Source organism: Acidobacteriota bacterium, from assembly GCA_004299485.1.
Lineage (GTDB): Bacteria > Acidobacteriota > Terriglobia > Terriglobales > SCQP01 > SCQP01.
This window is the reverse complement of sequence record SCQP01000007.1, coordinates 153,992-165,656: the sequence shown is the minus strand read 5'-3', so window position 1 is coordinate 165,656 and position 11,665 is coordinate 153,992. Positions and strand designations below refer to the sequence as shown.

General features: G+C 66.3%; 10 protein-coding genes. 4 read left to right on the top strand and 6 right to left on the bottom strand.

The window, feature by feature from the left end; translation table 11 throughout:
- Positions 1-19 precede the first annotated feature (19 nt).
- The 3 genes from EPN33_06100 to EPN33_06090 all read left to right on the top strand — a co-directional run bounded on the left by EPN33_06100 (position 20) and on the right by EPN33_06090 (position 4,760).
- Positions 20-2,254, top strand: a complete 2,235-nt coding sequence (locus EPN33_06100) for a hypothetical protein (protein ID TAN23060.1) — start codon at positions 20-22, stop codon at positions 2,252-2,254.
- A gap of 79 nt (positions 2,255-2,333) precedes the next feature.
- On the top strand, positions 2,334-3,296 hold the full coding sequence (locus EPN33_06095; GenBank protein TAN23059.1) for an NADPH:quinone reductase: 963 nt from the start codon (positions 2,334-2,336) through the stop codon (positions 3,294-3,296).
- Positions 3,297-3,299: 3 nt separating this feature from the next.
- Positions 3,300-4,760, top strand: a complete 1,461-nt coding sequence (locus EPN33_06090; protein TAN23058.1) for a lipase maturation factor family protein — start codon at positions 3,300-3,302, stop codon at positions 4,758-4,760.
- On the opposite strand, the gene EPN33_06085 is transcribed toward EPN33_06090, so the two are convergent.
- The 6 genes from EPN33_06085 to miaA all read right to left on the bottom strand — a co-directional run bounded on the left by EPN33_06085 (position 4,757) and on the right by miaA (position 9,947).
- Positions 4,757-5,221, bottom strand: a complete 465-nt coding sequence (locus tag EPN33_06085) for a hypothetical protein (GenBank protein ID TAN23057.1) — start codon at positions 5,219-5,221, stop codon at positions 4,757-4,759. The two genes, EPN33_06090 and EPN33_06085, sit on opposite strands and share 4 nt — an antisense overlap.
- Positions 5,222-5,299: 78 nt before the next feature.
- On the bottom strand, positions 5,300-7,342 hold the full coding sequence (locus EPN33_06080; GenBank protein ID TAN23056.1) for a M13 family peptidase: 2,043 nt from the start codon (positions 7,340-7,342) through the stop codon (positions 5,300-5,302).
- Between the two features lie 18 nt (positions 7,343-7,360).
- Positions 7,361-8,350 (bottom strand): hypothetical protein, encoded by a 990-nt coding sequence (locus EPN33_06075; protein TAN23055.1) that lies wholly within the window; start codon positions 8,348-8,350, stop codon positions 7,361-7,363.
- A gap of 10 nt (positions 8,351-8,360) precedes the next feature.
- A complete protein-coding gene (locus tag EPN33_06070; GenBank protein ID TAN23054.1) occupies positions 8,361-8,771 on the bottom strand; it encodes a PIN domain nuclease in 411 nt (136 codons plus the stop codon).
- A complete protein-coding gene (locus EPN33_06065; GenBank protein ID TAN23053.1) occupies positions 8,771-8,977 on the bottom strand; it encodes a type II toxin-antitoxin system VapB family antitoxin in 207 nt (68 codons plus the stop codon). Before EPN33_06065 ends, EPN33_06070 begins: the two co-directional genes overlap by 1 nt.
- A gap of 22 nt (positions 8,978-8,999) precedes the next feature.
- Complete coding sequence (gene miaA, locus EPN33_06060) at positions 9,000-9,947, bottom strand: tRNA (adenosine(37)-N6)-dimethylallyltransferase MiaA (GenBank protein ID TAN23052.1); 948 nt, start codon at positions 9,945-9,947, stop codon at positions 9,000-9,002.
- A gap of 136 nt (positions 9,948-10,083) precedes the next feature.
- Here miaA and EPN33_06055 point away from each other — a divergent pair, with 136 nt between their 5' ends.
- Complete coding sequence (locus EPN33_06055) at positions 10,084-11,664, top strand: GAF domain-containing sensor histidine kinase (protein TAN23051.1); 1,581 nt, start codon at positions 10,084-10,086, stop codon at positions 11,662-11,664.
- Position 11,665 lies beyond the last annotated feature (1 nt).

The window sequence follows — 11,665 nt, the reverse complement described above, 5'->3', positions numbered from 1 at the left end:
GCATTGTGGAGGTGCCTTTATGAAGGCAGCGATTTCGCGTTTCCTGGTACTTGGGCTGGCTGGGTTATTCGCCTGGACGGCTTTGGCGCAGGGACCGGAGCAGGATCAGAACCAACCGCCGGTCTCGAACGACGTGGTGGCGCACCTGAGCGCCATCCGCGGCAACGTTTCCACCCAGCGCGCCGATAGCGGCGATTGGGTCGCGGGCGCGGTCAATACGCCCTTGTTGAGCGGCGATAAGATAGCCGCCGGCGAGGGTTCGCGCGCCGAAGTGCAAATCGACTACGCCAACCTGATCCGGCTGGGCGATAACGCCGACGTGAATCTGGTCAATCTCTCGCGCAAGAATATCCAGGTGCAGGTCGGTTCCGGCCTCGCCGACTACATTGTGCTCAAGGGCGCTGAGGCGACGTCGGAAATCGACACGCCCAACATCGCCATTTACCCGCAGCGGGCGGGTGTCTACCGCATTCTGGTTTCTTCCAACAACCAAACGCAGGTGATCGTGCGCCGTGGCGAAGCGGAGATCAGCACGCCGCAGGGGAGCACCCGGCTGAACGCGGGACAGATGATTACGGTTGAGGGCGTCGATTCGCCGCAGTACCAGATCAGCGATGCTCCTGGACGCGATTCCTGGGATCAGTGGAACGAGAACCGTGACCGCGCCGTAGAAGAAGCGCAAGCCTACAATCACGCCAACCGCTACTACACCGGCTCGCAGGCGCTCGAAGGTTACGGTTACTGGAACGAGGTTCCCGGCTACGGCCAGGTCTGGGTTCCTGACAATCAGAACGGCTGGACGCCCTACAGCGATGGCCGCTGGACGTGGGAGCCCTACTGGGGCTGGACGTGGGTTTCCTATGAGCCCTGGGGCTGGGCGCCGTATCACTATGGCCGCTGGTTCGTCTATGGCGCCAACTGGGTGTGGTGGCCGGGGCCGGTGACGCCGTTCTATCAGCCTATTTGGGCGCCGGCGTACGTCTCCTTCTTCGGCTGGGGCGGCGGCTTTGGCGTGGGCGTGGGCTTTGGCAGCATCGGCTGGCTACCGATCGGGCCGTGCGATCCCTTCCGGCCGTGGTGGGGCGGGTTTAACTCCTTTAACGTCACCTACGTCAATATCACCAACATCAACGTGATTCGCGGCCGGAGCGTGCTGCCTCCGCTCGCGGTCGTGAGCCATGAGCGGGTGGCCTACTCGAATCTGCGCGATCTGCGCACCAACGCCCGCGTGCGCACGGCACTGATCCGGGTGCCGCAAGGGCGCTTTGCGCGCGGCGGTATGGGCGCGCGTTCGCACGTGACGGCGTCGGAAATCCGCGGCAGCCGGGTGCTTGGCGGCACGCTGCCGGTGGTTCCGACGCGGGCCAGCCTCACCAGCAGCCGCTTTGAGCGGCCCGGGCGCGCGCCCGTGCATACCGCTTCTCATTTCTTCGGGCAGCGTGGGACGGTGATGTCGCGGCCCACGTTTACCCAGGAACGCGCCCACGTGCAGACGGCGCTGCGTGGTGCGCCTGCGACCCGCACCGCGCGGCCGGCCGAGCCGGCGCGTGCTCCCGCCGCAACGGGCCGGATGCAGCATTTTGAAAGTTCCGGCTCGCTGCGGCAGGTGCAACCCCATCAGGCGCAGCCGCGCCCCGAGCGCTCCGCGCCCCCGGCACGCTCCGGTTGGCGGAGTTTCGGCAACGGCAATGCCCGTGCCATGCAGCCCGGCCAGCGCAACGCCGCGCCCCGCGAGAATGCTCCGCGCGGCAATGCGTCGCACTTCTTCACGCCGCGCCAGTCTTCACCCGCGCCTCGCGAAGCCGCTCCCCGTCCTTCCGCGTCGCCCCGCAAACCGGGCGGCGGGGGCGGATGGCGGACCTTCCGCCCGCAGCCTCGGGATCAGCAGCCCGAGGCTCGCGGCTTTACGCCGCAGGAGCGTGCTCCGCGCGGCAGCTACCGGCCGCCGCTTGAGGTGGGCCATCCCATCGTCTCGGCTCCGCGTGACCAAGCCCCGGCCTATCATCAGCCCGCTTACCGGGAGCCGGCCTATCGCGCTCCGGCGTACCACGAGCCCACTTACCGTGAACCCGCCTACCGCGCTCCGGCGTACCACGAGCCCACGTATCGTGCTCCGGCGTATCACGCGCCCGCGTACCGCGCCCCGGCTTACCATGCACCTGCGTATCACGCTCCGGCGTATCGCGCCCCCGCCGTCCACTCTGCGCCGCACGTATCGCGCGGCCCCGGTGGTGGCGGCCATCCCCACGCCTAAGCAATCCGTCTCCACCTGGTAAGCGATATTGCACCCTGTCCAACCAGACAGGGTGCAATAATTTTGGGCAGGAGGGGACATGAAAGCCATCGTAGTCAAGGAATTTGGCGGGCCGGAGGTGTTGCGGCTGGCGGAGACGCCGCAGCCGCAGCCGGGCGCGGGGCAGGTGCTGGTGCGGGTCAAGGCCGGCGGGGTGAATCCGTACGACACCTACATCCGCACCGGCACGTACGCTATCAAGCCGGCGCTGCCCTATACGCCCGGAGGCGATGCCGCCGGGATCGTCGAAGCTGTGGGTGCAGGCGTGAACGGCGTGCGTGCGGGCGAACGGGTTTACACCGCGGGCATGGCGGGCGGGGGCTATGGGGAGTTCGCCGTGGCCGAGCAGGCGCAGGTGCATCCGCTGCCGGAAAACGTCAGCTTCGCGCAGGGCGCCGCGGTTGGCGTTCCCTACGGCACGGCGTACCACGCGCTGGTGCAACAGGCGCGCGTGCATGCCGGCGAAACCGTGCTGGTGCATGGCGCCAGCGGCGGCGTCGGCATTGCTGCAGTGCAACTGGCCCGGGCGCTGGGTTTGACGGTGCTGGCCACGGCCGGCAGCCAAGCCGGACGCGAGCTGGTGAAACGCGAAGGCGCCGCGCGGGTGTTCGACCACGCGCAGGCCGGATACCAGCAGCAGATACTCGAAGCCACCGGCGGCCGCGGCGTCGATGTGATCCTGGAGATGCTCGCCAACGTGAACCTGGGCGCGGACCTGAAGTTGCTGGCGCGCGAGGGCCGCGTGGTGGTGATCGGCTCACGCGGCGACGTCACCATTTCGCCGCGCGACCTGATGGGCCGGCGCGGCAAGATTCTCGGCTTCACGCTTTGGGGTGCAACCGACGTCGAGCTGCGCGAAATCCATGCCGGCCTCGTCGCGGGCCTGCGCGACGGCACGCTGCGCCCGGTCGTCGGTCGCGAGCTGCCGCTGGCCGAAGCCGCCGAAGCCCATCGCGCGGTGATGGCGGCGGGCGCGCGCGGCAAAATCGTGCTCGTTCCTTAAGGAATGCACGGCTATTTCGGCACGGTGGCGCTGCCGCGCCTGCTGATCCAGCGCGGTCTCGCCATCCTTTACCTGATCGCCTTCGCGGGGGCACTGCGGCAATTTCCGGCGCTGCTGGGCGAGCGCGGCTTGCTGCCGGCGCCAAAATTCCTGGAAGGCCAAAACTTCTGGGGTAACCCCAGCCTGTTTCATTGGCGCTATTCGGACCGGCTGCTGCGCGCCGTCGCCTGGACGGGCATCCTCCTGGCGGCGCTGGCGCTCGCAGGCATCGCCGAGCGCGGGCCAGTCTGGGTTTCCGTCGTCATCTGGCTCGTGTTGTGGTTTCTCTATCTTTCAATTGTCAACATCGGCCAGAACTTCTACGCCTTCGGCTGGGAGTCGATGCTGCTCGAAGCCGGCTTTTTCGCCGCCTTTCTCGGTCCCGGCTGGATGCGCGCGCCCCTGATCCCGATCCTGATTCTGCGCTGGATGCTGTTCCGCACCGAGCTCGGTGCCGGCCTGATCAAGCTGCGCCACGATCCCTGCTGGCGCGACCTCACCTGCCTGTACTACCATTACGAAACCCAGCCGCTGCCCAACCCCTGCAGCCGCTGGTTTCACCGCTTTCCCCACCGCATGCAGCGCCAGTCGGTGCTGTTCAGCCATTTCGTGCAGATCGTCGTGCCCTTCGGGCTGTTTGCGCCGCAGCCGGTCGCGGCCATCTGCGGCGGCCTGGCGATTTTGCACCAGCTTTTGCTTATCGTCAGCGGCAATTATTCCTGGCTGAACTGGCTGACGGTCATTCTCGGTTTCTCCGCGTTCAGCGACCTGACGCTCGGCTTCGCGGCGCCGGCCTCGTGGCCCGTGCCGCTGGCGTTTTTGGTGGTGCTACTGGTGCTCGCGGCATTTACCATCGCTGCCAGCGTCGGACCGGTGCGGAATTTCTTCTCCGAGCGCCAGGCCATGAATCGCAGTTACAATCCGTTTCACCTGGTCGGCTCCTATGGCGCGTTTGGTTCGATCACGCGCGTACGTTACGAAGTGGTGCTGGAAGCCACGCTTGACGCCGTGCTCAGCAGCACGACGCAATGGAGCGAATACGAATTCCGCGCCAAGCCCGGCGACCCGCATCGCCGCCCGCCGCAGATCGCCCCCTGGCATCTGCGCCTGGACTGGGCAATGTGGTTTCTGCCGTTCTCCGTGCGTCTGGGCCGCGAGGGCCTGCTGATTCCCGGCCACGAAATCTGGTTCCTGCGCTTCGTCGCCAAGCTGCTCGCCGCCGACGCGCCCGCGCTGCGCTTATTGCGGCAGGCGCCCTTCGGCCGGCAGCGCCCCGCCTTCGTCCGCGCGCTCTATTACCGTTATCGCTTCACCACACCGGAAGAAAAGCGCGCCACCGGCGCCTGGTGGGCGCGCGATTTCACCGGCATCTATATGCCGCCCCTCTCGCTCGTGCGGCTTCAACAGCGCGACCTTTGGGATTAGCCATTATCAGGCAGGGCGTGTCCGGCCTGATTGACGCGCACCTCCGTGCGCTTGCCGTCCGGCTGGCGCACCACCGCTTCATAGGCCACGAACTGGCCGTTGTGCGTCACGCGCTCGACATGCAGCACCCGGCCATCATGCCGCAGCGCCGCCTGCGCCGCCGCCGGCAACGACGCCAGGTGAACCGTATCTTCCTGTTCGGTGATCTGCCCCGCCGCGTTCATGGCGATGTCGCGGTGACGACCGTTGACTGTAAGCTCGGCTTCATATTCGCGCTGACCGTTTTCCATATCCGTCGTCAGGCCGCGCAGATGCGCACCCTGGGCCAATTGGGCCTTCACCGTGGCCTGCACCGGCGCTGGCAGACTCGCCATCTTCACCGGCTTGTCCTGCGCCCACAGTGCCACGCCGCACAACAACGCCAAACCCGTAAGCAAAGCTCCTTGCAGTTTTCCGTGCATGAGAATGCACCTCCTGCTCCGAGCTTGCGACGCGCCGCCTGAAGCCAGCCTGAATCCAGCGCACGGCGTGACCGCGCACTACCAGATGTGCGGGCGCTCGTTCGGCGGGCGCCACATGGCGTCGCCGGGTTTCACGTCGAAGGCCTGGTAGAAGGCGGGCACGTCCGACAGGGGACCGTCGACGCGGTACTTCGCGGGCGCATGTACGTCGTCGAGCAATTGCGTGCGCAGGCTCGCTGTCCGCTCCTGCGAAAGCCAGCCCAGCGCGTAACCCAGAAAGAAGCGCTGCACCGGGGTGAAGCCGTCAATCTTGTTACCCGCTTTATATTCCGCGGTTTGCTCGAAGGCGTTCAGGCCGATCAGAATGCCGCCGTAGTCGGCGATGTTTTCGCCGAGCGAGGCCTGGCCGCGGATGTGCAATCCGGGCAGCGGTTCATAGCTGTCGAACTGCTTGACCATCAGCGCCGCCTGCTGCTGGAAGTTTTTGGCGTCCTGCGGGGTCCACCAGTTCTTGAGGTTGCCCTGGGCATCGTAGAGCCGCCCCTGGTCGTCAGAGCCGTGGGTGATCTCATGGCCGATGGTGGAGGCGCCGACGTAGCCGTAGACGACGGCGTCGTCGAGGTCCTGATCGGGCACGCCGGGGATGACGAACATCGCGGCCGGCAGCACGATCTCGTTTTCTGAGGGATTGTAATAGGCGTTATACGTCTGCGGCGTCATGTTCCATTCGCTGTGGTCGACGGGTTTGCCGAATTTCGCCACCATGTCGTGGAAGCGCCAGCGCGCGGCGCTCATCATGTTGCCGGCGTAGGAGGCGCGACTGATTGCGAGCGTCGAGTAATCTTTCCACTTGTCGGGATAGGCGACCTTGGCGTGCACCGCCGCCAGCTTGAGCAGCGCCTGCTTTTTGGTGGCCGGCGACATCCAGGTCAGCGCTGCGATGCGGCGCGCGAAGGCCGCGCGGATGGCCGCCACCAGGTTGGTATACCGCTGCTTTTCGCTGGGCGGGACGTATTGGTGCACGTACTCCCGGCCCAGCACCATGCCCAGCGCCTGGTTCTCCGCGCCCAGCGCCCGCTTCCACAGCGGACGCGGCTGCTGCTGGCCGCGCAGCTCGCGGTTGTAGAAATCGAAATGCGCCTGCTCGAACTTGCCGCCCAGATAGGGCGCGTAGCTGGCCAGCAGATGCAGCTTCAGATAATCGCGCAGCACCGCAACCGGGGTGGTGCGCAGCGCGGTTTGCAGAGCGCGGAAAAATTCCGGCTGGCCGACGATGACGGTTTTCGCCGGCAGCTTCCAGCCGGCCAGCTCCTGGCGCCAGCGGATGCCAGGCGTGTAGCGTGCGGTCAGCGCCGCAGGCGTCATGGGGTGGTAGTTCTTGTAGGGATCCTGCAGTTGCTCGTCAGTGCGCGAGCCCTGCGCCAGCGCCGTCTCCAACTTCATGACGGCGGCAGCGCCCGCGCCCGCCTGTGCTGGGTTGTCGCCCAGCAGTTGCAGCACGGCCGCCAGATGGGCCCCATAGGCGGTGCGCAGCTTGGCGATGCTGGGCACTTTGCTGAAGTAAAAATCGCGATTGGGCAGCCCCAGCCCGCCCTGTTCGAGATGCACCGACTCCAGTGCGCTGTTCTTCTCGTCCTGGGAAACGTTCATGCCGAAAAACGCGCGCACACCGATGGGCCGCAGCGCCGCAGCAACCGCCAGCGCCTGCGGCACGCTCTGGATGCCGTCAATCTGCTTCAGGTAGGGCTCGATGGGCGCAAGGCCCTGCGCATTCGCCTGGGCGGTGTCGATCGCCGTAGCCCAGAAGTCGCCAATCTTCTGCGCGTCGCTGGCCGCGGCGGGATGCGCGACGGCATCGTGTTCGCTGAGGCTGCGCAGCCGTGCCCAGATTTCATCCTGCACTTCGTTGCCGATGCCCCAGGAGGACTCACTCGCCGGAATCGGGTGCGCTTTCAGCCAGCCACCGTTGGCGTAGTCGAAGAAGTCCTGGGCGGGACTCACGGCCATGTCCAAGTCGGCGCGCAGCGGATCGGGCGGTTTGGGCGCGGCGGTCGCGGCCTGATGGCAACCTGCCAGCCCCACTGCGGCGGCGAGCAAAAACGTGCAACTCAGCTTGTGCATGTTTGCACGCTAGCACAACTACACCGCCGTCGAAACGGACGCCGCCGCAACGGCGGGCTTCGCCCACCAGGCGAGCGTATAGAGCACCAGCGTTAGCCAGAGCAGATCGGCGGTGAGCAGATGGGCAATCTGCATCCAGACCGGCGTCAGCAGTAAAATGTCGAGCGCGCCGCAGCCCCATTGCAGCAGCACTGCCGCCGCCAAGCCATAGCCCAGGCGGCGCACCGCTGCGGTGTGCGGCCGCGGCAGGCCGTCGAGCACCAGCCAGAGCAAATACAGTCCGACCAGAACGGCGACCGCGGGATGAATCACCCGCAGCCGTTCGAGCAGCGCCGTCGTGCCGGAGAAATCCGCATGCAGTCCCGCCGCCAGGGATTGGGAAGGGAAGATGGTGTCGGCCAGCGCCGCCATGGCGCCGCAGATCGCGGTCAGCAAAACGCCGATGACGCCAGTCAGCAGTTTGGCGCGCGTCCGCTGGCCCTGCCAGTGCAGTTCCGGCAGCCCCGAGGCCCACGCCGCGGTCATGGCCACGCAGGCCAGCAGACAGAGGGTATTGGCGAGGTGCAGGGAGTCCGCGGTAACGCGCGCCGCCGAGGTGTTCGTGCCGACCCAGCCGAACAGCACCAGCGCCGCGCCGAGCAGCGCCTCGGTCACGATGAACACGCCCGAAGCGATGGCGCCTTGGCGTACGGCGTGCCGGCGCGGAAAGAGCCAGAACGCTCCCACGATCAGCGCCACGATCAGGATCACGTCCACGCCGCTGGAGGCGCGGTGCGCGAACTCGATCAGCATTTTGATTTTGGGATGCGAAGGCAAAAACTGGCCATCGCACAGCGGCCAGTTCGGCCCACAGCCGTTGCCCGCTCCGGCCGCGCGCACGTAGGTGCCCCACAGAATTACCAGCACGTTGTACGCGAGCACAATCCAGGCGAAAACGGCAAAGCGCCGCCGGCCAGTATGCGGCGGAGCGGCTGCGTTTTCAGGCGGGAGTGCGGCGAGCGGCGACAACTCTCTTTTATTATGCCCGCGCCTCGCCGGGGTGAATCACCGCCAGCCCAAAGCGCTTCTCAAAGGCATCGTAGTCGTGATCCCGATGCAACAGGGAATGACCCTCGTGCAGGCAAAAGGCTGCGGTCAGACAGTCGACGATGCTGACCACGGTTATGCCCGCCTGCCGCAAGGTGCGGTACTTGGCGGCGGCGTCGCGCGCCAGTTCCGGGCTGGCGCCGTGCAGGAGGCGAAACAGCGCTAGCCACCCCTCCAGCCGCCGTGCCTGCGCCTCATCACGGCAGCCGCGCAAGGCTTCGCACAGGATGAGATCCGTGATCGCGATCTCTTCTGCTTGCAGGTGGTTCCGCAGCCAATTGGTTTCCGCGTTCGACCGGCCCCGATCCCAATCGACCAACACGGAGGTATCCACCACGACCATCAGGCGCGCGCCGAACGGGCCTTTTCCCGCTCGCGCACATTTTCGATCATGTGGCGCGCACCGAAGCTTTTCAGGAACGCCTCCTGACCTCGCACATGAATCAGCAGTTGCAAAGCCTGCTCGACGGTCGCCCGTTTGGTGCGCATACCGCCGGCACGCATCGCCCGCCGCATCAGGCTGTCGTCGATTTCAATGTTGGTCCGCATGGGGCCACCTCGTGTGTATATTTTAGCAATCTTTGTGTATCGCGGCGCGGGCGAGCGCGAGGGCTTCGGCCTGAACCGCGGCGTCATCGCCGAAACCGGCGAGCCAGTGCATCGCGCGGTCGGCACGGAACCACGTCCATTGCCGCTTGGCGTAGCGGCGCTGCTCCTGTGCCGCTTCCGCCAGCGCGGCCGCAGTATTGGCGCCGCGCAGCACGATGTCGCAGGCCTGCTTATAGCCGTGCGAGGTCCAGATGCGCAGCTCGGCCGGATACTGCGCCAGCAGCCGCCGCGTCTCCTCCTGAATGCCGCCGGCAAACATATGACTGGCGCGACGGTTGATGCGTTCGTATAGCGCCGCGCGCTCCGGCGCCAGGCCGAGACGCAGCGTTTGCAATTCGCGCCAGGGTTGCGGTGGTGCATCGCTCCACACCTCGCCCATGGGCCGTCCCGACAGCAGACGCACCTCCAAGGCCCGAATGGCCTTGCTGGCATCGCGTACCGCAATGCGCTTGCCTGCCTCCGGATCAAGGCGCAGCAATAAGCGGTGTAATTGCTCCGGCGTTCGCCGCCGTAATTTCTGCCGCAGTGCCGCATCGCTGCCGGGCGCCGCAGAAAGTCCCTCCAGCAAGGCCCGCAGATAGAAGCCGGTGCCTCCCACCAGAATCGGCAGGCGCTCGCGTTGGAGGATTGCCTCCACCACGGGCCGCGCCTGGCGTGCGTATTCACCCGCGGTCCATGGCGCCCGTGCGTCCGCAACGCCAATCAAGTGGTGCCGCGCGCGCGCCAAATCTTCTGCGCTGGGCTTGGCCGTGCCCAGATCGAAGTCGCGATAGAGCTGAACAGAGTCGAAGTTGACGATCTCGCACGAGATCTGCGGACTTAGACTTTCGGCCAAGGCCAGCGCCAGCGATGTCTTTCCGCTGGCGGTCGGACCGGCAACAATCAGCGCGATAGGCAGTAAGCCGAGCATCGGATTAGCACTACGAACAATAAGGTATGTACCTTGCGTGTAGCTGTTATACTGCTCAGAAGTTGTAGCCTCACCTCAGGGCAGTTTGCGTGCAGTAGTGAATTTGGCAGTACCCTCATCTTCGCATTTCCGCGTCGTGGACAAGACCGACGCCGATCCGCAATTAGCAGACGCACAGCGCTGCCTGCGCGAACATGCGGCCGAATTGCTGGCCGCATGGCGCCGCCGCTTCCATCCCAGCCCGGGCTTGCACCCGCGCGCTCTGCGCACCCTGGAACAACTCATTTTGCCCCGGCCGGAGGCGACGAGCGGGGGTTGGGAAATCTGGCGCGAGCACGTGCAGTACACGGCGGTGCGTCTGGCCAAGCTCAATGTTCCGCTGGACATGGTGCATGCGGCCTTTGCCGCATTCCGACCGCTGGGGATTGCCTTCCTCGTGCCCAGCCTGGGTGAGCCGGCGGCGACTGCTGCACAGGACCGCTTGCAGCACGAGACGCAGGCGGCTGTGGCCGACGCTTATGTGGCGACCCAAGGCCGCGCGGTCGAAGCGCTGCTGTCGGTGCTCGACGTGGAGCTCAGCGCCGCCAATCTCAATCAGCTTCTTGACCGCCTGCTGCAGCAGGCTGCGCGCTTGTTTCCGTTGCGCTATGGCGAGATTCTGCTGCTCGAGCACCCGAACCGGGGGGCAAGCCCTCCGCGCCTGCAACATGCGGCCACGTTCGGTTTTGCGCCCGAAATGATTCTGGATCACGCCGGCGTGGGCTCGTTCTTCCTGGGGGTGCTGCGCACGGGTGAACCTGGATTCGTGCTGAATGCGGCCGATGACCCGCGGGTAGCGCAACCCTTTTACCGGGAGCTGGACATCAAATCCGTCTGGGCGGTGCCGCTGCGCGATGGCGCGGAAGTGCAGGGGGTGTTGACGGTGGCGTTTGACCGCGTCTACGAATGCCTGCCCAAGGAGAAGGATCTCCTCCTGGCGCTGGCCGAGCGCTCGACGTTAGCGATCGAGCGCACGCGCATGCGCGAACGGCTGCAGCGGGAGCAGGTGCGGGCGACGGCGTTGTCGCGCCGGCTGCTCGAAGCCCACGATGAAGAGCGCCGGCGCATCAGCCGCGACCTGCACGATGAAACCGGGCAGGCGCTGCTGGCCCTGCGGCTCTACCTGGAAATGGCGCTGCACGCCGGTCCCACCCCGACCACCCGCAAATGGCTGGAAAAAGGCGTGGCGCTGGTAGATACCAGCGTGGGCGAACTGCGCCGCATCCTGGCCGAGCTCTCCCCGCTCGTGCTGGATGAGCTCGGCCTCGAGGCCACGCTGCGCCGCGAGCTGCAGCGTCTGCGTGCGCAGCAACACTGGCACACCCGCTTTCAATTTGCCCTGAACGGCCTGCACCTCGACCGCCGTCACGAAATTCTGCTCTATCGCGTGGTGCTCGAGGGGCTGCGCAACGTCGCCCGCCATGCCCAGGCCCGCAACGTGCGCCTGGGCATCACTGCCGCCGGCAACGCCATCACCGTCCAGCTCGCGGACGACGGCATCGGCATGCCTGAAGGCGCGCCGGCCAGCCCGGGCTTCGGCCTGGTGGGCATGCGCGAGCGCATCCGCCTGGCCGGCGGCCGCTTCGAGCTGCACTCGCAGCCCGGCCGCGGGGTCTGCCTGCGGCTGCATATTCCCCTGACGGCCGCCGCCAGCGCGCGCGCCGCCCGTGTGCATTGAT

Coding starts and splice junctions, on each gene's coding strand:
- EPN33_06080 (TAN23056.1), bottom strand. CDS start 7,342: ATGCACAAGCTGAGTTGCACGTTTTTGCTCGCCGCCGCAGTGGGGCTG.
- EPN33_06085 (TAN23057.1), bottom strand. CDS start 5,221: ATGCACGGAAAACTGCAAGGAGCTTTGCTTACGGGTTTGGCGTTGTTG.
- EPN33_06100 (TAN23060.1), top strand. CDS start 20: ATGAAGGCAGCGATTTCGCGTTTCCTGGTACTTGGGCTGGCTGGGTTA.
- miaA (TAN23052.1), bottom strand. CDS start 9,947: ATGCTCGGCTTACTGCCTATCGCGCTGATTGTTGCCGGTCCGACCGCC.
- EPN33_06095 (TAN23059.1), top strand. CDS start 2,334: ATGAAAGCCATCGTAGTCAAGGAATTTGGCGGGCCGGAGGTGTTGCGG.
- EPN33_06065 (TAN23053.1), bottom strand. CDS start 8,977: ATGCGGACCAACATTGAAATCGACGACAGCCTGATGCGGCGGGCGATG.
- EPN33_06090 (TAN23058.1), top strand. CDS start 3,300: ATGCACGGCTATTTCGGCACGGTGGCGCTGCCGCGCCTGCTGATCCAG.
- EPN33_06070 (TAN23054.1), bottom strand. CDS start 8,771: ATGGTCGTGGTGGATACCTCCGTGTTGGTCGATTGGGATCGGGGCCGG.